Annotated in this window: 20 protein-coding genes; 10 read left to right on the top strand and 10 right to left on the bottom strand. The window is 63.1% G+C overall.

Going from position 1 to position 20227, the window contains the following annotated elements; translation table 11 throughout:
- Positions 1–26: 26 nt before the first annotated feature.
- On the bottom strand, positions 27–578 hold the full coding sequence (locus ACFT1A_RS03400) for a TetR/AcrR family transcriptional regulator (RefSeq protein WP_378445837.1): 552 nt from the start codon (positions 576–578) through the stop codon (positions 27–29).
- A 124-nt stretch (positions 579–702) separates the two neighbouring features.
- On the opposite strand from ACFT1A_RS03400, the gene ACFT1A_RS03395 reads away from it, so the two are divergent.
- The 3 genes from ACFT1A_RS03395 (at position 703) to ACFT1A_RS03385 (ending at position 3887) form a co-directional block, all read left to right on the top strand.
- Positions 703–1719, top strand: coding sequence for an iron-siderophore ABC transporter substrate-binding protein (locus ACFT1A_RS03395; protein WP_378445836.1), 1017 nt, complete (start codon positions 703–705; stop codon positions 1717–1719).
- A gap of 40 nt (positions 1720–1759) precedes the next feature.
- On the top strand, positions 1760–2230 hold the full coding sequence (locus tag ACFT1A_RS03390) for an SRPBCC family protein (RefSeq protein WP_378445835.1): 471 nt from the start codon (positions 1760–1762) through the stop codon (positions 2228–2230).
- Positions 2231–2444: 214 nt separating this feature from the next.
- On the top strand, positions 2445–3887 hold the full coding sequence (locus tag ACFT1A_RS03385; RefSeq protein ID WP_378445834.1) for a sugar porter family MFS transporter: 1443 nt from the start codon (positions 2445–2447) through the stop codon (positions 3885–3887).
- 95 nt (positions 3888–3982) lie between these two features.
- Here ACFT1A_RS03385 and dxs read toward each other — a convergent pair whose 3' ends face one another.
- Positions 3983–5929, bottom strand: a complete 1947-nt coding sequence (gene dxs, locus ACFT1A_RS03380) for a 1-deoxy-D-xylulose-5-phosphate synthase (RefSeq protein ID WP_378445833.1) — start codon at positions 5927–5929, stop codon at positions 3983–3985.
- 252 nt (positions 5930–6181) lie between these two features.
- Here dxs and glsA point away from each other — a divergent pair, with 252 nt between their 5' ends.
- Together glsA and ACFT1A_RS03370 are read left to right on the top strand one after the other, a co-directional pair.
- Complete coding sequence (gene glsA / locus ACFT1A_RS03375; protein ID WP_378445832.1) at positions 6182–8008, top strand: glutaminase A; 1827 nt, start codon at positions 6182–6184, stop codon at positions 8006–8008.
- 9 nt (positions 8009–8017) lie between these two features.
- Positions 8018–8683 carry an SIMPL domain-containing protein gene (locus ACFT1A_RS03370; RefSeq protein ID WP_378445831.1) on the top strand — a complete coding sequence of 222 codons (666 nt, stop codon included), beginning with the start codon at positions 8018–8020 and terminating at the stop codon, positions 8681–8683.
- Between the two features lie 50 nt (positions 8684–8733).
- On the opposite strand, the gene ACFT1A_RS03365 is transcribed toward ACFT1A_RS03370, so the two are convergent.
- The 4 genes from ACFT1A_RS03365 to ACFT1A_RS03350 all read right to left on the bottom strand — a co-directional run bounded on the left by ACFT1A_RS03365 (position 8734) and on the right by ACFT1A_RS03350 (position 14328).
- A complete protein-coding gene (locus ACFT1A_RS03365) occupies positions 8734–10368 on the bottom strand; it encodes an MDR family MFS transporter (RefSeq protein ID WP_378445830.1) in 1635 nt (544 codons plus the stop codon).
- 5 nt (positions 10369–10373) lie between these two features.
- The gene (locus ACFT1A_RS03360; RefSeq protein ID WP_378445829.1) at positions 10374–10862 is read right to left on the bottom strand and encodes a MarR family winged helix-turn-helix transcriptional regulator; all 489 of its coding nucleotides are present in this window, start codon (positions 10860–10862) and stop codon (positions 10374–10376) included.
- A 154-nt stretch (positions 10863–11016) separates the two neighbouring features.
- The gene (locus ACFT1A_RS03355; protein ID WP_378445828.1) at positions 11017–12285 is read right to left on the bottom strand and encodes a class I SAM-dependent RNA methyltransferase; all 1269 of its coding nucleotides are present in this window, start codon (positions 12283–12285) and stop codon (positions 11017–11019) included.
- A 48-nt stretch (positions 12286–12333) separates the two neighbouring features.
- Positions 12334–14328: an APC family permease gene (locus ACFT1A_RS03350; RefSeq protein WP_378445827.1), complete on the bottom strand. Its 1995-nt coding sequence runs from the start codon at positions 14326–14328 to the stop codon at positions 12334–12336.
- Positions 14329–14499: 171 nt separating this feature from the next.
- Here ACFT1A_RS03350 and ACFT1A_RS03345 point away from each other — a divergent pair, with 171 nt between their 5' ends.
- The 3 genes from ACFT1A_RS03345 (at position 14500) to ACFT1A_RS03335 (ending at position 16258) form a co-directional block, all read left to right on the top strand.
- Complete coding sequence (locus tag ACFT1A_RS03345) at positions 14500–15165, top strand: TrkA family potassium uptake protein (protein WP_283304515.1); 666 nt, start codon at positions 14500–14502, stop codon at positions 15163–15165.
- Between the two features lie 86 nt (positions 15166–15251).
- Positions 15252–15914 (top strand): TrkA family potassium uptake protein, encoded by a 663-nt coding sequence (locus ACFT1A_RS03340; RefSeq protein WP_003942632.1) that lies wholly within the window; start codon positions 15252–15254, stop codon positions 15912–15914.
- A 50-nt stretch (positions 15915–15964) separates the two neighbouring features.
- Positions 15965–16258, top strand: coding sequence for a GNAT family N-acetyltransferase (locus ACFT1A_RS03335; RefSeq protein WP_378445826.1), 294 nt, complete (start codon positions 15965–15967; stop codon positions 16256–16258).
- Here the strand turns inward: ACFT1A_RS03335 and ACFT1A_RS03330 are convergent.
- Together ACFT1A_RS03330 and ACFT1A_RS03325 are read right to left on the bottom strand one after the other, a co-directional pair.
- Positions 16251–16964 carry a DUF3159 domain-containing protein gene (locus ACFT1A_RS03330; RefSeq protein WP_378445825.1) on the bottom strand — a complete coding sequence of 238 codons (714 nt, stop codon included), beginning with the start codon at positions 16962–16964 and terminating at the stop codon, positions 16251–16253. The two genes, ACFT1A_RS03335 and ACFT1A_RS03330, sit on opposite strands and share 8 nt — an antisense overlap.
- A gap of 52 nt (positions 16965–17016) precedes the next feature.
- Positions 17017–17391 carry an OB-fold nucleic acid binding domain-containing protein gene (locus ACFT1A_RS03325; protein ID WP_003942613.1) on the bottom strand — a complete coding sequence of 125 codons (375 nt, stop codon included), beginning with the start codon at positions 17389–17391 and terminating at the stop codon, positions 17017–17019.
- Between the two features lie 138 nt (positions 17392–17529).
- Here ACFT1A_RS03325 and ACFT1A_RS03320 point away from each other — a divergent pair, with 138 nt between their 5' ends.
- Positions 17530–18255, top strand: a complete 726-nt coding sequence (locus tag ACFT1A_RS03320; RefSeq protein ID WP_378445824.1) for an alpha/beta hydrolase — start codon at positions 17530–17532, stop codon at positions 18253–18255.
- 21 nt (positions 18256–18276) lie between these two features.
- Here ACFT1A_RS03320 and ACFT1A_RS03315 read toward each other — a convergent pair whose 3' ends face one another.
- Together ACFT1A_RS03315 and dut are read right to left on the bottom strand one after the other, a co-directional pair.
- On the bottom strand, positions 18277–19140 hold the full coding sequence (locus ACFT1A_RS03315) for a DUF3710 domain-containing protein (RefSeq protein ID WP_378445823.1): 864 nt from the start codon (positions 19138–19140) through the stop codon (positions 18277–18279).
- Positions 19141–19143: 3 nt separating this feature from the next.
- Entirely contained in the window at positions 19144–19638 is a 495-nt protein-coding gene (dut, locus tag ACFT1A_RS03310; protein WP_317553041.1) for a dUTP diphosphatase, read from the bottom strand.
- 41 nt (positions 19639–19679) lie between these two features.
- Here dut and ACFT1A_RS03305 point away from each other — a divergent pair, with 41 nt between their 5' ends.
- Positions 19680–20177: a DUF3093 domain-containing protein gene (locus tag ACFT1A_RS03305; protein ID WP_075833062.1), complete on the top strand. Its 498-nt coding sequence runs from the start codon at positions 19680–19682 to the stop codon at positions 20175–20177.
- Positions 20178–20227 lie beyond the last annotated feature (50 nt).

Below are 20227 nucleotides of genomic sequence, written 5' to 3'. Positions count from 1 at the left end.
GTCAAGGTATTGACGGCAACGACGATCTACGAGGTCGACCGCATCGCGGGTCCAAGCCATCGCCCGAGAAAGGCCCGCAGGGAGTCGTCGGAATGGACGAATTCACTGTCGAAAGCAACAACCGAAAGCCCCAGGCGCACGGCGATTTCCACCGTCTCGTCCAACTCTGCCTCCGTGGCGAGACCACGCTCGACCATGGGAGCGAGCATCTGACGAGCGAAAGGTATTGCTCGACTCATCATTTCGAGGTCGAAGACGGGGTTTCCCCGCTCGGCAAGCAGCAGCGTCGCCAGAACCGGGTGGGCGCGAACCGCTGTGCGCGCGGCAACGATGAATTCCACGACATACTCACACGCAGTGGCAACCGACTCCACCTGCGCCGTGATCTCCCCGAGGACCTCGATCGCAAGGCCGCCCATCGCCTGGGAGACAACCTCTTCGCGCGTTCCGAAGTTCGAGTAGACGGTCTGACGTGAGACGCCCGCCGCCGTGGCCACCGCAGCGATATTCACAGCTTCGAACCCACCGCCTTCGATCAGGCCTAGGGCGGCGCTGAGAATCTTCTGCTGTGATCGCACGAGGAAAGTATCGCGCACCGAAATTCCGGGCGACGAAACGCAGTGCACATCTGAGTCCTACCTACATAAACGGCACGAACGGTTTCGTTTGGCCGCCAAATAGCAGTAGGTTAGGCTGCCCTTCATGAAAACTTCTGTTCGGGGCCTCGCCGCCCTCGGTGCAGCTGCGATTGCAGTCACCACCCTCGTCTCGTGCTCCTCTGATTCGGACACCTCGACAGCATCACAAGGTACGGACGGATTCCCCGTCAGTATCGCGAACACCTTCGGCACGACGACGATCGAATCCAAGCCCGAACGGCTCGTCACCCTCGGCTGGAACGCACAAGACATCCTGTACGCACTCGATCTCACTCCGGTCGGCCAGCCCAAGTACACCTACGGCGCGGACGACAACGGCGTCATGCCGTGGGCGCAGGACTACTTCGACGCGGACAAGACCGCACTCTTCGACATGCCGGCGAGCGGCGAGCCGCCGGTCGAGACCATTGCGTCATTGACACCGGACGCGATCCTGGCGCCGTACGAGGGCTTCGAGGAGTCCGTCTACAACCAGCTGAGCAAGATCGCACCGACGGCTGCCTACCCCGGCGCAGCGTGGCAGACGACCTGGCAGGACCAGACCCGAATCGTCGGCAAGGCCGTCGGTAAGAGCGAAGAGGCCGACAAGCTCGTCGACGGCCTCGACGCAACTCTCGCCGATACCGCCGCAGCCCACCCGGAGTTCGCCGGAAAGACGCTGGCAGTGGTCAACTTCGACACCGATTCGAGCAACATCAACGTCTACCTGCCCACCGATCCGCGTGTCCAGGTGCTGACGGAACTCGGATTCGTCAATGCGCCCGGCGTCGAGAAGCTCGCGGCGGACAACGCAGGCGGAACCTTCTTCAAGACGATCTCCTACGAGAACATCGCCGACATCGACGCCGATGTGATCGTCGGCTTCACCGACGGCTCCGGCGATCCTTCCGGCATCCCTGCAGTCGGCGGGCTCGACGCGGTCAAGCGCGGATCTACCGCCTTCCTCAGCGACACCCGCGTCATCGGCGGACTGAGCAACGTCAACGTCCTCAGCACGCCGTGGGTCCTCGGCCAGATCACACCGACGTTGAGCGAAGCCGCAAAGCGCGCCTCGGCCTAGAAAAGATGCAGTGTCGGTCACGGTCTTTATGCTCACCTGCATGGCTGAACTTTCGATCTCCGTGACCAGAGACGTCAACGCACCGGTCGATACCGTGTGGCAGGTCCTCACGGACCTCGACAATGCTGCCGACACCCTTTCCGGCGTGATCCGGATCGAACGTCTTGCCGGAGAGGGATACGCCGTCGGCACCAAGTGGCGTGAAACGCGGAAGATGATGGGCAAGGAAGCAACCGAGGACATGTGGGTCACCGAGGTCGAGGCTCTCACCCGCACGGTCGTCAAAGCCAACTCCCACGGCATGAACTACACGAGTGGGTTCACTCTGAAGCCTGACGCCACAGGCACGATCCTCGAGATGTATTTCTCCGGTGAATCCGAATCCACCTCACGCATCTCGAAGATCTTCACAGCAGTATTCGGTCGATTGGGCGCGCGGGTGACCCGGAAATTCATGGCCAAGGATCTCGAGGACATCGCGACAAAAGCCGAGCGTCTCACGGGCAAGTAAACCGCCCTCACCTGCATCGATCTTATTGTTTGCATGACCACTGTAATCAATACTTCATCTCTGCGACCGGTTGATTCGACCACGGAATGGACTCAGCTGGATAACGGCGCGTGAGTCCCCGCCAAATCTGCCCCGGTGGGCGTAGCGTGCAGAGTGCTCGCGGATGGATCGACGCATCGGGGTGTCGACCGTAGGGCCTTTTGAGGGGGCAGGAATGGCATTCAGCGGAACCGCCGCCGGCGGTGGATCCGGCGCTACTCGCGCCGACGTCGGACATGCAGTGCTCTTCGCCGGCGCCGCCGCGCTCGGTGGTTTTCTGTTCGGATACGACACCGCCGTCATCAACGGGGCAGTCGGTGCGATCCGAGACAAGTACGACATCGGCGCCTCGGGCACCGGGCTCACGGTCTCACTGACCCTGCTCGGCGCAGCACTCGGCGCCTGGATCGCAGGCACACTCGCAGATCGCCTCGGCCGCATCCGCGTCATGCAGATAGCCGCGGTGCTGTTCATCATCGGCGCCGTCGGTTCCGCAATTCCGTTCAGCGTCTACGACCTCACCTTCTGGCGAGTGGTTGGCGGCCTGGCAGTGGGCTTCGCGTCCGTCATCGCCCCGGCGTACATCGCGGAGATCTCCCCCGCCGCGATACGCGGTCGCCTCGGTTCGATGTACCAGTTGGCGATCGTTCTCGGAATCGCTGTATCGCAGTTGGTCAACTACGCACTTCAAGCCGCGGCCGGTGGCGATCGCAATCAGATCGCGGGTCTCGAAGCCTGGCAGTGGATGCTGATGCTCGAGGCCGTTCCCGCAGTCCTGTACCTGATCATGACAACCACGATTCCGGAGTCTCCACGATTCCTGGTGGCGCAGGGCAAGGACGATCGTGCGCGCAAGATCATCTCCGATCTCGAAGGTGGAGATCACGACGCCGTCACCGTGCGCATGAACGAGATCCGCGAATCACTGACGGAGAAACAGGCCAAAACCACGGTGCGTCAGCTCTTCTCGAAGCGGCTCGGCGTATCCCATCTGGTCTGGGTCGGCATCGCACTCGCCGCACTGCAGCAGCTGGTCGGCATCAACGTGATCTTCTACTACTCGAGCACCCTGTGGCAGGCGGTTGGTTTCGGAGCCGATCGCTCGCTGCTCATCAGCGTCGTGAGCGCCTTGGTCAACATCGTCGGTACGTTTGTCGCCATCGCCGTCATCGATCGCGTCGGGCGGAAGCCACTGCTCCTGGTCGGCTCTGTCGGTATGGCCATCTCGCTGGGCACCGCAGCATTCTGTTTCCATTCGGCAACAGTGACGAAGAACGAGATCGGTGAATCCGTAGCGACGCTTTCCGGCGCCAACGCCACGATCGCACTCATCGGAGCCAACGCGTTCGTCTTCTTCTTCGCTTTGTCCTGGGGTCCCGTGGTGTGGGTACTGATCTCCGAAATGTTCCCGAACCGGGTACGCGCCGCTGCAGTCGGAATCGCCACCGCCACCAACTGGGTCGCGAACTTCCTGGTGTCCTGGACGTTCCCGGCACTCGCCGATTGGAATCTGTCGTACACATACGCCGGATACGCAGTCATGGCGCTACTGTCGCTGTTCGTCGTCCTGAGGTTCGTGAAGGAAACGCGAGGCAGCACACTCGAATCCGTGCAATAGCGCTCTCCCGGTTTCACACCTTCACACCGAAAAGCGGTGGCCCTCGGATTGATCCGAGGGCCACCGCTTTTCGAGATTTGTCGGTAGACGACCTGTCAGCCTTGTGCGACTTCCCCCTGAGCCGAGGCCGAAGACGCGTCCTCCTGGACGTGGACTCCGACACTGCCCATTCCTGCCACCCAGCCGGTGATCTTGCGGGAGAGGTCCTGAGCCGTCAGGCCAAGCTCCTTGTGGATGGCCTCGCGGCTGGCATGATCGAGGAACTGCTGGGGAACGCCCATGTCGCGGCACGAGGTGTGAACTCCGGCGGCGCGCATCGCAGCGGAGACCGTCGAACCGATACCGCCGTGTAGGCCGCCGTCCTCGATGGTGACAACGAGCGCGTACTTGTCCGCCATCTTCACCAGCGAATCCGCGACCGGCAGAACCCAACGCGGATCAACGACGGCAACCGAGATGCCCTGCTTGTCGAGTCGATCGGCGATCTCGAGCGCCAAGGAGGCAAACGGACCCACCGCGACGAGCAGCACGTCGCCGCGCTCGCCCTCGCTGACCTTGAGAACGTCGACCATTCCGTCGAGTCGCTTCACTGCCGGAATAGCTTCGGGTACAGCGCCCTTCGGGAAGCGAACAACAGTTGGTCCGTCGTCGACGAGGAGTGCTTCGTCCAGTTCTTCACGCAGTGTGTCGGCGTCACGCGGTGCCGCGACGCGAATCCCGGGGATGATTCCGAGCAGCGAAAGATCCCAGACGCCGTTGTGGCTGGCGCCGTCCACTCCGGTAACACCGGCGCGGTCGAGCACGATTGTCACCGGTTGCTTGAGCAGTGCGACGTCCATCAACAACTGGTCGAACGCTCGATTGAGGAAGGTCGAGTAGATAGCGACCACGGGGTGCAGTCCGCCCAATGCAAGGCCGGCGGCCGAGGTCATCGCGTGCTGCTCGGCGATTCCGACGTCGAACATGCGGTCGGGGAACTTCTCACCGAATGCCGCGAGCCCGGTGGGGCCGGCCATGGCCGCAGTGATGGCGACGATGTCCTCACGACGCGAAGCCTGCTCGATCAGTGCGGCCGAGAAGACCGACGTCCAGTCCGGCGCTGACGACTTGGTGCCGCGACCGGTGACGGGATCGATGACGCCGGTGGCATGCATCTGATCGGCCACGTCGTTTTCCGCGTGTGCGTAACCGTTGCCCTTGCGGGTGACGGCGTGAACGATCACGGGTCCGCCGTAGGCCTTCGCCCTGCGCAACGCCGATTCCATGGCAGCTTCGTCGTGACCGTCGACCGGTCCGAGGTACTTGATACCGAGATCGGTGAACATCACCTGAGGACTGACCGCGTCCTTGAGACCGGCCTTCATCCCATGCAGGACGGAGTATGCAGTACGCCCGACCCAGGGCAACTTCTTGACCATGCGTCGGCCACTGTCGAGGGCGCGCTCGTAACTCGGTGCGGTGCGCAGTGCCGAGAGATGGTCGGCAAGGCCGCCGATGGTCGGTGCGTACGAGCGACCGTTGTCGTTGACGACGATCACCACCGAACGATCTTTGCCGGCTGCGATGTTGTTGAGCGCTTCCCAACACATTCCGCCGGTCAGGGCGCCGTCACCGACGACGGCAACAACGTGGCGATTCTGACCCGTCAGCGCGAAGGCCTTCGCGAGGCCGTCGGCATAGGACAACGCGGCGGAAGCATGAGAGGACTCGACCCAGTCGTGTTCGCTCTCGGCGCGGCACGGATATCCCGACAGTCCGCCCTGCTTGCGCAGCGTGTCGAACTGATCCTGACGACCGGTCAGGATCTTGTGAACATAGGCCTGATGGCCCGTGTCGAAAATGATCGCGTCCTGCGGCGAGTCGAAAATTCGGTGCAATGCGAGGGTCAATTCCACGACACCCAAGTTGGGCCCGAGGTGACCACCAGACGCAGCGACCTTCAGCACGAGGAACTCACGAATCTCGTCGGCCAACTCCGTCATCTCGGCGTGGCTCAACTGACGTAGATCGTCAGGACCCTGAATGCGGGCAAGAACACCCAACGAGATCGCTCCCTCCGTGCTTCACAGCTGCACCGGTGCGCGCCGCGGCTGTCTTCGCGACAGTGCTGCCAGTCTACGGAGCGTTCCGGCGAACCGACACGCGGACTCGGCCCGATTCCGGTGTGACTTCGCGTAACAGCGAAATCCCGCGGATCGCTCGTGATCGCAATCACAGACAAATGGGATCGGTCGCAATCGACTCGGCGACTCTTGTTCCACAAAACGACCGCCATGTCAGCTTAAGGTCGACGTATGGGAACTGTGGTCGACGACCTGATAGCGCGAGTATTCGACGAAGTCCGATCACTCGACGAGGGCGAGTTGGCCGACTACATCCCCGAACTCGCGGCCGTCGCCCCCGATTCGTTCGGAATCTGCATCGCCACAGTCGACGGCTACGTGTACGAGATCGGCGACTCACGAATCCCGTTCACCATTCAGTCGATTTCGAAACCGTTCACCTACGCCCTGGCGCTCGCCGATCGTGGGAGTGAGACGGTTGCCGCAAAGATCGACGTCGAACCGTCCGGCGAGCCGTTCAACGAAATCAGCCTCGACCCGCTCACCGAACGTCCGCGAAACCCCATGATCAATGCCGGAGCGATCACCGCTGCGTCACTGGTCGCCGGCCCGAATCCCGAGGCCCGCTTCGAACGCATTCGCTCCGCGTACTCGCGATATGCAGGCCGCGACCTGGCCTTCAACGAATCGGTGTACACCTCGGAAGCCCGTACCGGCCACCGCAATCGCGCCATCGGCCACATGCTGCGATCCTTCGACGTCATCACCGGCAATCCCGACGAGGCCGTCGACCTGTACTTCCGTCAGTGCTCGATCGACGTGACCTGCCGCGATCTGAGTCTGATGGCTGCGACGATGGCGAACAACGGTGTCAATCCGCTCACCCACGAGCGCGCGCTGGCTCCCGCTGGCGTCGAGCAGGTCCTCAGCGTCATGGCTACCTGCGGAATGTACGACGGCGCCGGCAAGTGGCTGGTAGAGGTCGGATTGCCGGCCAAGAGCGGCGTCGGCGGCGGGGTCCTGGCCGTTCTGCCCGGCCAGATCGGCATCGCGGTGTACTCCCCCAGACTCGACGTTCACGGAAACAGTGTTCGCGGGGTTGCCGCTGCCCGGGCGCTGTCGAAGGAACTCGAACTGCACTTCCTCCACGTGACGCGGGCGTCACGCTCTTCGATCCGCGCCCGGTACAGCGTCATCGAAGCGCCGTCGCGAGTGCGACGCACCCCCACCGAACAGGCCGTGCTCGACGACGTCGGCAAGCGCAGCCGGGTCTACGAACTGCACGGCGATCTCCTCTTCACCGGTGCCGAATCGGCGGTGCGCGAAATCGGCTCGGTGGACGAGGGCCTCGAAGTTGTCGTCATCGACGTGCGCCGCGTCGACGACGCCAGCGACGTCGCGGTGCGCATGATCACTGCGCTGCAAGTCCAACTGGCCGAACAAGCCTGTGCGGTGGCGGTCGTCGATCCGCAAGGACTACTGGGACAACGGAGTTCGAGCGTCGACCCCGCCAGAAGAAGTGGCCGCGTTTTTGCGGACCTCGATTCCGCGATGCAGTGGTGCGAAGACACGTTGCTTGCGGTGCACTGCGAAGCCGATCGACAGGCGTCGACGATCTCGATCGAGGACCATCCCGTTCTCGATGCTCTGTCCGCGGCACAGATCGAGGGATTCTCGGCAGAGTTGGAGACGCGAACCTATGCCCGCGGCGAGAAGATCGCCCGCCGAGGTAATTCGGCCTCGGGGTTCTATCTGATTCTCAGCGGCCAGGTCAGCACCATGTTCACCGACGCACACGGCGTCGAGCACCGCATCACGACGCTTTCGGCCGGAATGACGTTCGGCGAGATGACGATGTTCCTCGACACCCCCTTCCTCAACGACATTCGCGCCGATTCGACGGTCACCGTGGCCGTACTGACACCGGAGCGATATGCAGAACTGACCGCGCAGGCGCCCGAACTGAAACTTGCGCTTCTCGAACGACTTGCGGCGGGTGCCTACGAGCAATTGGACCTGATGTTGCGGAGTGTCATCTCCGCCGGACGAATCGGATAGGACGTACACATGCCGACCACCGCCCTCACCTCGGAGCCGTCCACTGTCACGGTGACCGGAACCGCCACTGCAACAGCTGTTCCCGACATCGTGCGGTTGACGATCGGAGTATCGGTGACGCAGACAGCCGTTTCCGACGCATTCGATGCCGTCGCCCGCCTGTCCACTGCTCTGACCGAGACCCTGCACGCGCGCGGTGTACACGGAGCAGACCTCACCACCGCCGGACTGAGCGTGCATCCACAAATCCATTGGAGTGACGGAGGTCGGCAGGAGACAACAGGTTTCACCGCATCGACAACTTTTCGAGTCGTACTGCGTGAATTGGAACCGGACGCAGCGAACTCCCCCGCCGCCGTCATCGCGGCGTGTGTATCCGCGGGCGGCGATGCCATCCGACTCGACGGACTGGAGTTCGATCTCGACGACCGCAGCGACCTGGCGACAAAGGCACGCGAGTTGGCATGGACGGCAGCCGAATCGAAGGCGAGGCAGTTCGCAGACCTGGCAGACAAAGATCTGGTCGAAGTCCTCGAGGTGCTCGAGGACTTCGACCAGGTCGTGCCGATGCGCGGACGTGTCGCGGCGATGAAAGCGGATTCGGCCCCGATACCCGTCGAACGCGGAGAGATCGAGGAATCGATCTCGGTCCGCGTTCGATGGGCTATGGCGTGAGCGAACTTTCAGAAGACGCGGCCTGAAGAAAGATCAGCCGGGTGTGAGGATCAGCGAGTGAGGTTCTTCTCTTCGCGCTCTTCCTCGAACTTCTGCTCTGCATCGGGAGTCGCGATGTCGATCGTGGTGCGTAGCGGACGGTTCGGGATGAAGATGACCGAAACGAGCGTGACCACCGCGACGACGGCTGCGACCAGGAAGATCCGTCCTGTTGCGTCGCCGTAAGCGAACCGAACGATCTGCGAGACGAAGTCAGGCATGTTGCTCAGGTCGAGTCCGTCCTGCAGGCTCTTTCCGGCTACCGCCTGCTGCTCGGGCGGCAAGGTGGAGACCGAATCGACTGTCAGTGTCTTGACGCGGGTCGCGAGAATCGAACCGAGCACCGAAACGCCGATCGCGCCGCCGAAGGTTCGGAAGAACGCCACGATACTGCTGGCCGCGCCGATGTTCTCGACGCTGACCGTGTTCTGCACCGCAAGCACGATGTTCTGCATCAACATGCCGGTTCCCAGACCGACGATGGCGATGAAGATTCCGATGGTCCAGAGGCTGGTGGCGTGGTCGATCGTCGACAGCAGACCGAACCCGACCAGCAGGAGAACAGCGCCGGCGACGATGAAGGGCTTCCACTGACCGAACTTCGTGATCAGCTGTCCCGAGCCGACGGACGCGACGAGCATGCCTGCCACCATCGGGATGGTGAGCAATCCGGCTTCGGTGGGATCGAATCCACGTGCGGTCTGGAAGTACTGCGTCAGGAAGGTCGTTGCACCGAAGAGGCCGACACCCACGGCAATCGAAGCGATGATCGCGAGAGCAGTGGTGCGCTCGGTGATGATCTTGATCGGCAGAATGGGGTCCTTGACCTTGGATTCGACGAACATCGTCAGGCCGAGCAGGGCCAGACCACCGATGACGAAGTAGGCCGACTCTTTCGAGAACCAGGCGTAGTAGTCGTCCTGGCCGGCAAACGAAACCCAGATCAGGAGGACGCTGACACCGGCGGTGAGCAGGGTGGCGCCCATCCAGTCGATGGAGACGTTGTCCTTCTTCACGGTCTCGACGTGCAGGGTGCGCTGAAGCAGGAACAGTGCGATGACTGCCAACGGAACGCACACGTAGAAGCACCAGCGCCAGCCGGCAGTGTCCACGAGGACGCCGCCGAGGATCGGTCCGCCGGACATCGAGACGGCCATGGCCGCACCCATATATCCGGAGTAACGACCGCGATCACGCGGCGGGATGATCGTGCCGATGATGGCTACGACGAGAGCGGTCAGGCCGCCCATACCGATGCCCTGGATGACGCGAGCACCGAGCAGCAAAGGAACGTTGTGTGCGGCGCCGGCGATGACCGAGCCGATCACGAAGATGACGATCGCGGTCTGGACCAGGACCTTCTTGTTGTAGAGGTCGGCCAGCTTGCCCCAGATCGGCGTCGATGCCGCAGTGGCGAGCAGCGCCGTGGTGATGATCCACGCGTACTGCGTCTGCGTTCCGTGCAGTTCGCCGATGATCGTGGGAAGCGCGGTCGAAACGATGGTGCTGCTGAGCAGCGCGGTGAACAGCGCTGCGATGAGTCCGGTGAGTGCTTCGAGGATTTCGCGGTGAGTCATCGCGCCCGCTTCGCGGGGCGATCCGTCACCTCCGGTACTTGCCCGGGTTTCTCCAACTGTTGCTGCCATGTGCCTTATCTCCCAATACTTTCTACGCCCGTGTGCGAAGCTGCCGGTGAGGCCTGCCGATTCGATGCGCCGAACGTCTCGTTGAGACGTTGAAGCGATGTCACTGCGGCCATGGCCTCTTCCTGGCTCCAGTCTTCGAGCATGTTGCGCAAACGCGCCGCACGCCGCTGCGTGGTTTTCCGTAAAACGTCGTGTCCCTCTTCCGATACTCGGATTCGGAACGCCCGTTTGTCAGCCGGATCGGGATTTCTCTCGACATATCCCGCGTCGACCAGGTCAGACATTTGCCGACTGAGCGACGATTGACTGACACACAGATCGACGGCCAATTCGTTCTGTCGGCACTCCCCGCGCACTGCCAGCATGAACAACACGCTGACCAGCGCGGGCGGCAGCAGGCTGTCTGCACCGGTGGTGACCGCGGCTCGTAGCGATCTCCCGAACATGAAGATCGTGTCGACGAGCGCCTGGGCCGTCTCCGGCTGTACCGACATTGCCTACCCCTGAATTCGAGTGGCCCGAACGAGCCCTGACTTGAAAACGGAAAACTACTTGCAGAACGAAACTATACGATTAGTTGCGTAATGCAAGCAACTGTTGGGAACGCGAGAAGCGTCACACCGAAAAAGGGAAAGATTTCGCCACGCGTCAGCGTTCGAGCAGCGCGATGCACTCCATGTGGTGAGTCTGTGGGAAGGCGTCGAACGCCCGAAGTCCGCCGACTGCGAAGCCCTGCTCCAGGTAGAGACCGATATCGCGGCCGAACGACGCCGGGTCGCACCCGATGTGGACGATCCGTTCGACGCCCGTTGCGGCGAGCGCTTCCACCACCGGACGGCCCGCCCCCGCCCGTGGTGGATCCAGCACGATGACGGCAGGCGAACGCTCCAGATCCGCGAGAACGTTCTCGACCCGGGCACTGTGGAAGCGGACCTGACCGAGATCCGAGAGCGCTGCCCGCCCGTCAGCAACCGCGCGCGCCGAAGATTCGACTGACTCCACGACCCCGGACGGACCGACAAGGTCGGCGAGCACAGCTGCGAAGACGCCGACGCCGCCGTAGAGATCCCAGGCCGTGTCGTCGGCAGCGGCTCCGGCCCACTCTCCGACCACCTGTGAGTACGCGGCCGCAGCGCCGCGATGTGCCTGCCAGAAACCGGTCGCAGACAACGCCCATTCGCGATTCCCGACGCGCTCGATCACCGTCTCCGACCCGATGGCGACGCGGGTCTTTCGTGGACCGCCGCTTGCCGCTCGGCGTGCCATCGCCCCCCGGCGGCCAGGAGTCCGTCGACCCGTCTTGGACACCGCGGGAGCGGCGATTTCCACGACGTGCCGCTCACCGGCAGCGTCGAGAACGACTTGCAGCTCACTGCCCGGCTGCCATTGCGGGCCGCCCAGACCGTCGTACGCGCTCTGATCGATCTGGGTGCACTGCAGATCGGTGACGATCCGGTTGCTGCGGTACGCGTGGTATCCCGCGACACCGTGCCCGTCCACCGCCAACCGGACTCGCGTGCGCCAGCCCGTTCCGTCTCCGGTTCCGGGCAGCTCCTCCACCTCGACGTCGGATTCGACGCGAGCGAGTCGCAGAAGCTGTTCCCGCACGACCGAGGTCTTCATCTCACGTTGGACGCTCAGGTCCGCATGCGAGTAGTCGCAGCAGCCTGCCCCGCCCGGCCCGGAGATCGGGCAGGTCGGATCGATGCGATGCGGAGATGCGTCGAGAACGGAAATAGCGTCGGCGCGGCAGAAGGATCCACCTTTGTCCTCGGTCACCCGGACGAGCGCCCGCTCCCCCGGCAAACCGTGACGGACGAAGACGACGCGCCCCTCGTGGCGGGCGACGACGAACCCGCCGTGGCCGGGGTTGCCCAGATCGACCTCGAAGCTCTGCCCGGTCCAATTCTCACTCAACGAACTACGCCTGCCATTTCGATGTTGCCGATCATTTTTCGCCGCCGATCATTTTTCGCCGGTGTCGTAACCGCGACGCGTCGCACCTGCGGTCTTCTCGATGTCGAGTGGCTTCGCCTTTGCCGACGAACTCAGCTGCCACGGAACGCTCGTCACCATCACGCCGGGCTGGAAGAGCAGGCGACTCTTGAGGCGGAGCGCACTCTGGTTGTGCAGGATCTGCTCCCACCAGTGTCCGACGACGTACTCGGGGATGAACACGGTGACGACGTCACGCGGAGCATCGCGTCGTACACGCTTGACGTAGTCGAGAACCGGCTTGGTGATTTCGCGGTACGGCGACTCGATCACCTTGAGCGGAACCGTCACGTCGCTCTTCTCCCACTCACGCACGAGTGCACGCGTGTCGGGCTCGTCCACGTTGACCGTGATGGCTTCGAGGGTGTCCGGTCGCGTGGCTCGTGCGTAGGCGAGAGCTCGCATGGTCGGCATGTGCAGCTTCGAGACGAGCACGATCGAGTGCGTGCGACTGGGCAGCACGCCGTCCCACTCCTGCTCCTCGAGTTCGGCGGCGACGCTGTCGTAGTGCTTGCGGATCATCTTCATCACGATGAAGATCGCAATCATCGCGACGATGGCGATCCACGCGCCGGCCGCGAACTTGGTGATCAGAACGATGATCAAGACGGTGGCGGTCATGGCCAGACCGATCGAATTGATCACTCGCGAGCGCTGCATGCGGGCCCGCTGTGACTTGTCGGTCTCGGACTTCAGATGCCGAGTCCAGTGCTTGATCATGCCCGTCTGACTGAGCACGAACGAGACGAAGACGCCGACGATGTACAGCTGGATGAGCTTGGTGACCTCGGCGCCGAACACCACGACGAATGCGATGGCGGCGCCGGACAGGAAGAGGATTCCGTTGCTGAAGGCCAGTCGGTCGCCGCGTGTGTGCAGCTGGCGCGGTAGGTACCGGTCCTGCGCCAGGATCGACCCGAGTACCGGGAATCCGTTGAAGGCGGTGTTCGCGGCCAGAACCAAGATCAGTGCCGTCACGATCGCCATGAAGAAGAATCCGATCGGGAAACCACTGAACACGGCTTCGGCGATCTGCGCGATCAGGGTCTTCTGGTGGTACCCCTCGGGCGCTCCGACCAGCTGTTCCTGCGGATTGTGTGCGTAGACGATGCCGATCTTCTGAGCCAGGATGATGATGCCCATCAGCAAGACGATGGCGATCGACCCGAGCAGCAGCAAGGTAGTGGCAGCGTTGCGCGACTTCGGCTTCTGGAACGCCGGTACGCCGTTGCTGATGGCCTCGACGCCGGTCAGTGCGGCACAACCAGAGGAAAATGCGCGGGCGATCAAGAACGCGAAGGCAATTCCGTACAGATGCGAGTCCTCGGCGTTCAGCGTGAACGACGACGATTCCGCGTGCACATCCTCACCGAGGACGTAGATCCGGAAGAATCCCCACCCGAGCATCAGGAACATACCGACGATGAATGCATACGTCGGAATTGCGAACGCCGTGCCGGATTCACGGATACCGCGAAGGTTGACCGCCGTCAGCAACACGATCGCCGCGACCGCGAACAACACCTTGTGCTGCGCGACGAACGGCAAAGCCGAGCCGATGTTCGACGCCGCAGACGAAATCGACACCGCGACCGTAAGCACGTAGTCGACCATCAGCGCGCTACCGACGGTCAGACCGGCGGTCGGGCCCAGGTTGACCGTTGCGACCTCGTAGTCGCCACCACCGGACGGGTAAGCGTGCACGTTCTGGCGGTAACTCGCCACCACCACAGCCATGACGATGGCCACGGACAATCCGATCCAGGGCGTGTACGCGTACGCGGAAATTCCGGCGACGGAGAGGACCAGGAAGATTTCTTCGGGGGCATACGCGACGGACGACATCGCGTCGGACGCGAAGACCGGTAGTGCAATTCGCTTGGGTAGCAGCGTGTGCCCGAGTTTGTCGCTTCGGAACGGCCGACCGAGCAGGAGCCGCTTGGTAGCGGTCGAGAGCTTAGACACGTGCAAAGCGTAAGCCGTCGCACCCGATTCGGAGTCATCAGCGCCTCAACTTCACCTTTTGTCGTGACAACCGGCACGCAGGCGACCGTTCTACTTGCTCTTCCCGTGAGGGGCTGTACCGTTCGATTCGGCGTGCAATCGCGCCACGAGGGTCCATGAACGGAGTAGGGCGTGTATGTCGTCATCATGGGGTGCGGTCGGGTGGGTTCGTCCCTCGCCGCGTCTCTGACCAGGATCGGACACGAGGTCGCCGTCATCGACCGCGATCAGAGTGCGTTTCTGCGTCTCGATCTCGACTTCCCGGGAACCAAGGTTCTGGGAATGGGGTTCGACCGTGACGTGCTGGTCCGGGCTGGCATCGAGCGCGCCGACGCCTTTGCCGCGGTGTCCTCGGGAGACAATTCCAACATCATCGCAGCACGCGTCGCACGCGAGACTTTCGGCGTCGAACGCGTCGTCGCACGTATCTACGATGCCAAGCGTGCCGCCGTCTACGAGCGGCTCGGCATTCCCACCGTCGCCACCGTGCCGTGGTCGACCGATCGTTTCCTGCACACGCTGACCAAGGAAAGTCAGACAGCGAAGTGGCGCGATCCTTCGGGCACTGTTGCCATCACCGAACTTGCCCTGCACGAGGATTGGGCGGGCAAGCCGATCGCACTCCTCGAGGGCGCGACCAGTTCGAGAGTCGCCTTCATCATCCGCTTCGGGACCGGCATTCTCCCCGACCGCAAGACCGTCATCCAGGCCGACGATCAGGTCTACATCGCCGCCGTGTCGGGGACCGTCGCCGAGGCGATCGCACTGGCCGGCAACCCGCCGCCGAGTGACGACTGAGGGAGGCTGCAGATGACTGATCCGAACGCCGTCCCTCACAACAAACCTGCGACTGTGTTGCACTACACCGTGATTGGAAGTTCTCGATGAAGGTCGCCATCGCCGGAGCCGGCGCCGTAGGCCGCTCCATTGCGCGAGAGCTGATTCGAAGCTCGCATGACGTCATGCTGATCGAACGCAAACTCGATCACATCGAACCGGAGTCGGTACCCGAGGCGAAGTGGGTACACGCGGACGCCTGCGAACTCAGCCGACTAGAGGACGCGTCGATGGAGTCGTACGAGGTCGTGATTGCCGCGACCGGAGACGACAAGGCAAACCTGGTCCTCAGTCTGCTCGCGAAAACCGAGTTCGGAGTTCGCCGAGTTGTCGCCCGCGTCAACGATCCCCGCAACGAATGGCTCTTCGACGAGTCGTGGGGCGTCGACGTCGCCGTCTCGACACCGCGGATGCTCGCTTCGCTCGTCGAAGAGGCCGTCTCCGTCGGTGACCTGGTCAAACTGATGACACTGCGGCAGGGACAGGCCAACCTCGTCGAGATCACGTTGCCCGACAACACACCTCTCGCCGGTAAGGCCGTCAAGAAACTCGAATTACCGCGAGACTGCGCACTGGTCACCATCTTGCGTGGCGGCCGCGTGATCGTTCCGCAGATGGACGATCCCATCGAAGGCGGGGACGAACTGCTCTTCGTTGCGGCCGTCGACGCCGAGGATCAGTTGCGCGTTGCACTCCGCCTGGAGAATTGACCGACGAGAACACAACCGACGAGAACACACCGACGACGAAAGGGAATCACATGGCACAAGCACCCGAAAACACCGTAGTCACCGACAATCCGGGCCAGAGCCGTTACGAGATCCATGCCGACGGCGACCTTGCCGGGATCGAGGACTACACCACCTCCGGTGACGTCGTCTCGTTCAACCACACCGAGATCTACCCTGCCTTCGAAGGTTTCGGGCTGGCCGGGGTTCTCGTTCGCCAGGCTCTGGACGACCTACGAGCTCGCGGCCTCACGGTTCACCCGGTGTGCCCGTACGTCGTGAAGTTCCTCGACAAGCACCCTGAGTACCAGGACCTGATCAGCTGAGATCGCGGTCTTCGCGTAGCTTCGTCAGATTCACCGAGCCCACCTCTTCGGACCCCGTGTCCGTTGCGGTGGGCTCGTTGCTTTCAGGCCCCACAACCGGTTCCGGCTCGACGATCCGATCGGCCCTGCGCACGGCCCAGATGGTCACCAGCAGGACCAGACCCGTCAGTGGCCACCCCATGCCGATGCGGGCGACTGCGAGCCATCCGGTGTGATCGGTGTCGTAGAGCTGTGACTGAACGAGATAGCGCGCACCGAAGACCAGAGCCCATGCAGCCGTCGCGATGTCGTAGAGGCGGACGGCAGAGCGATGCTTGCGCCAAAGGTTGCCGTGCCCGTTGAGGTAGCCCCAGATGATGCCGACGAGGGGCCAGCGAACGAGGATGGAAATCAGGAAGACTGCGCCGTAGGCGAGGCTCGTGTAGATACCGAAGAGGAAATATCCTTTGGCGTCGCCGGTGCGATAGGCAATGAACGCGGAAACTCCGACTCCGAGAAACCCGGAAATGGCGGGTTGGAGGGAATCCTTGCGAAAGAGGCGCCAGGCCGCGATCGCGACGGCGACACCCAACGCGGCCCAGATTGCCGCGGTGAGGTTCCAGATGCTGTTGACCGGGACAAAAATCAGAATCGGCAAAGACGAATAGATCAGACCACTCAGCCCGCCGAGTTGGTCGATTACCGATCGCTGTTGTGTTTCAGTCACCTGTCGAGGGTGCCACAGTCACCGAGTTGCACGGTAAATGCGGGAAACGCGCCTATTCGCCGCGCAGTTCGTAGTAAGGGTTGAAGATCGCCTTGCGACCGTCACGCTCACCCACACGACCGCGGATAAGCAGGGTCTTACCTGTCTCGATTCCCGGGATCCGGCGACGCCCGATCCAGACGAGATTGATCACTTCGGTGCCGTCGAAGAACTCGGCCTCGATGCTGGCATTTCCCGACTTGGGACACGCGTCGACGCTACGGAGTCGGCCCACCATCGTGACCTCTTCACCGCGACGACAATCGCAGGCCTTCTGACCTCCGGAAGCCTTGTTGGACTCGGCCATTTCCTGGGCGTCCAACTGGTCGACGTCCTCGGTCAGACGCTGGGTCAGTCGACGAAAATATCCTGCGGCGGCGGGTGCCATTGCGCGCTCCTGCGAACATGTGTGACGCAAGGGTTTCGCGTCACGTGAAGGGCTGTGTGATCGCCACTGTAGACCCATTACGAGCGTGTAACCACACCGGTCAGTCCGCGCCTCGGGGGCACCGGGCAAGATCAAAAGATGCAGAACTCAGAATCGGCGACCGTGGCCGTCGTTCTCCCAGGTACAGGCTCTGACGCCCACTTCGCAGACCGCGCATTCCGGGCGCCGCTAGCGGCTCTGGGTGTGCGCATCGTCGCAATTGAACCGGACCCTCGGCGTGTCGTGGACGGCTATCTGGACGCGATGGACAGAGCCGCGGACACGCACGGCCGAATCATCGTCGGAGGCGTCTCGATCGGGGCAGCCGTGGCGCTCCAGTGGGCCGCCGCCAACCCCGATCGAACAGTGAGTGTGTTGGCAGCGCTTCCGGCCTGGATCGGGTCGGCGGACGACGCACCCGCAGCGGCGAGCGCGAGGTTCACCGCAGGGCAACTGCGGTCCGAAGGTCTGGAGGCGGTGATCGCGGCGATGCTCGCGTCGAGTCCGGCGTGGCTCGGAGCCGAACTCGAGCGCTCCTGGCGCTCGCAGTGGCCCGATCTCCCGGCCGCGCTCGACGAGGCGGCATCGTACCACTCGCTCAGCGAGAGCGCGTTACGGGCGGTGAGCGTTCCGGTCGGCATCGCTTCGGCAGTGGACGACCCGGTTCATCCGGCGGCGGTGGCGCAGGCCTGGGCGGATGCACTCCCCCGCGGCGCAGTCGCCGCGACGACGCTCGACATGATCGGGCGCGACCCTGCGGTTCTCGGGTCCACCTGCATCAAAGCGCTCGCGGGGATCGATTCCGATACCACCGCGAGCGCTTGACAGAAACCCTGAAGAACTCTGTTACTGACCCAATTGCTGCATGGCAGAACCGGATTCGCCGCTACGCGGCGGCGGGGTCGGCCGCGCCGGAGGTGCCGGCGGAGCAGGAGGAGCTGACTGCTGCTGTTGGGCTGCGACCTGTTGCTGCTGCGCTGCCGCCAACTGCTGCTCGTGCGCGGCCGCCAACTGCTCGGCAAGTACCTGTGGGAGCACGACGGGCAGTGGTGTCCGCACCGGATGCGGCTCTGATCCTCGGTTGACGACGGTGTCGCGCAAGATGTCCCGTGCGATTGCCACCAAAGGGGCGTTTGCGGCGGTGGATCCACTCGGACCTGCGACCACGCAACGCACCATCCACCGCGGACCGTCGACGCCGATGAACCGCAAGTCCATGTTGGCCGTCACGGCAGCCAGTTCACGGCCCCACGGACCGTTCTCCACGCTCACCGCGGAATTGTCGTCGCGAAGCGACTGTGCGAGCTCGGCAACGACCTCACGCCACTGACCGGGCGATTTCGGGGCGGCGTAGGCGGCAACGGTGATGCGGCCGTGCTCGGTGACCAGATGTACGGCCTGCGGCGAACCGTTCGGCGCCATCTCGACCTGCAACTGTCCGCCGGTCGGCATCGGCACCAGAACGGATCCGAGATCAAGACGCTGACCGTCACGGCCTGCCGTCGGATCGTCGGAATCGATCTCCGTGATGTCGTAGGGGCCCTCGGACTCGTCGCCGAATTCGTCACCGGCGGCCTCGCCGAATTCGTCACCGGCGCCGTCGTCGAAGTCTTCTTCGACCTCGTCGATCTCCACCGACTCGTCGTTCTCGTCACCGAAGAAGCTGGTGGGTTCCTCGTCGACGTCTGTCTTCTTCTTGCGTCCGAACATGATTCAGACTCCCTCTCCGACTACCGCGCCAGGCGCATCGGTATCGAGTATCGCGTGACCGCCGCTGGAACCGTAGCCTCCGGTCCCTCTGGTCGTGTCGTCCAGCGACTCGACTTCCTCGAAGATCGGGAGTTCGACTCGTTGAACTACGAGCTGAGCGATTCGGTCACCGCGGCGGATGTCGATGGCTGTGGCCGGATCGAGATTGATCAAGCAGACCTTGAGCTCGCCCCGGTATCCCGCGTCCACGGTTCCGGGCGCATTCACGATCGACAGTCCCGATTTGGCGGCGAGTCCGGAACGCGGATGGATCAACCCGACGGTGCCCACCGGCAGAGCGATCGCAATCCCCGTTCCGACCAGTGTTCGGTGGCCGGGTTCGATGGTGACGTCGCTGGTGGAGCACAGATCCACACCCGCATCTCCGGGATGCGCACGCTGTGGAACGGGCAGGTCTGGATCCAGTCGCTTCAAGGCGATGGAGAGATGGTCGCTCACGTGGGCCAAGACTACTCGTAGCGACGGACTATCCTTGACAGGTGCCCGAAACATCTCGACCTGACGTCGCCACCACAACGCCCCCGTCCACGACGCTGTACTCCGAGCGCCTGTGGGTGCCGATCTGGTGGTGGATCGCCGGACTGGCCGTAGCCGGACTCCTCGCGGCCGAAGTCCACATGGGCCGCCCAGGGCTTCTTTCGTACCTGGCGTACGTCGTACTGCTCCCCATCCCGATCTGGGCGGCATTCTGGCTCAGCCGGATGCGCGTCGAGGTGGTGGAGACAGCAGGGGTGAAAGAACTGCACGTGGGTAGAGCCCACCTGCCGGTCGAACTGATTTCACGGGCGGCAGCAGTGCCGGCATCCGCGAAGAGCGCGGCGATGGGGCGCCAACTCGATCCGTCGGCGTTCGTCCAACATCGCCCATGGGTCAAGACAATGGTGTTGATCGTGCTCGACGACCCGGAGGATCCCACGCCGTACTGGCTCGTGAGCACACGTCGTCCCGCTGATCTGCTGGCTGCGCTGGATCGCTGACCAGCGCGGTCACAGCAAAGCAGTACTCCCCGACCCTTGGTCGACCCTCG

The sequence above is a fragment of the Rhodococcus sp. NPDC057135 genome (assembly GCF_042670865.1).
Taxonomy (GTDB): domain Bacteria; phylum Actinomycetota; class Actinomycetes; order Mycobacteriales; family Mycobacteriaceae; genus Rhodococcus_F.
This window is presented reverse-complemented; position numbering and strand designations above follow the sequence as displayed.

What these genes read in the sequence shown, in the direction of transcription:
- ACFT1A_RS03395 (WP_378445836.1), top strand. Translation starts at nt 703, where the DNA reads ATGAAAACTTCTGTTCGGGGCCTCGCCGCCCTCGGTGCAGCTGCGATT.
- ACFT1A_RS03390 (WP_378445835.1), top strand. Translation starts at nt 1,760, where the DNA reads ATGGCTGAACTTTCGATCTCCGTGACCAGAGACGTCAACGCACCGGTC.
- ACFT1A_RS03385 (WP_378445834.1), top strand. Translation starts at nt 2,445, where the DNA reads ATGGCATTCAGCGGAACCGCCGCCGGCGGTGGATCCGGCGCTACTCGC.
- glsA (WP_378445832.1), top strand. Translation starts at nt 6,182, where the DNA reads ATGGGAACTGTGGTCGACGACCTGATAGCGCGAGTATTCGACGAAGTC.
- ACFT1A_RS03370 (WP_378445831.1), top strand. Translation starts at nt 8,018, where the DNA reads ATGCCGACCACCGCCCTCACCTCGGAGCCGTCCACTGTCACGGTGACC.
- ACFT1A_RS03365 (WP_378445830.1), bottom strand. Translation starts at nt 10,368, where the DNA reads ATGGCAGCAACAGTTGGAGAAACCCGGGCAAGTACCGGAGGTGACGGA.
- ACFT1A_RS03360 (WP_378445829.1), bottom strand. Translation starts at nt 10,862, where the DNA reads ATGTCGGTACAGCCGGAGACGGCCCAGGCGCTCGTCGACACGATCTTC.
- ACFT1A_RS03340 (WP_003942632.1), top strand. Translation starts at nt 15,252, where the DNA reads ATGAAGGTCGCCATCGCCGGAGCCGGCGCCGTAGGCCGCTCCATTGCG.
- ACFT1A_RS03335 (WP_378445826.1), top strand. Translation starts at nt 15,965, where the DNA reads ATGGCACAAGCACCCGAAAACACCGTAGTCACCGACAATCCGGGCCAG.
- ACFT1A_RS03325 (WP_003942613.1), bottom strand. Translation starts at nt 17,391, where the DNA reads ATGGCACCCGCCGCCGCAGGATATTTTCGTCGACTGACCCAGCGTCTG.
- ACFT1A_RS03320 (WP_378445824.1), top strand. Translation starts at nt 17,530, where the DNA reads ATGCAGAACTCAGAATCGGCGACCGTGGCCGTCGTTCTCCCAGGTACA.
- ACFT1A_RS03315 (WP_378445823.1), bottom strand. Translation starts at nt 19,140, where the DNA reads ATGTTCGGACGCAAGAAGAAGACAGACGTCGACGAGGAACCCACCAGC.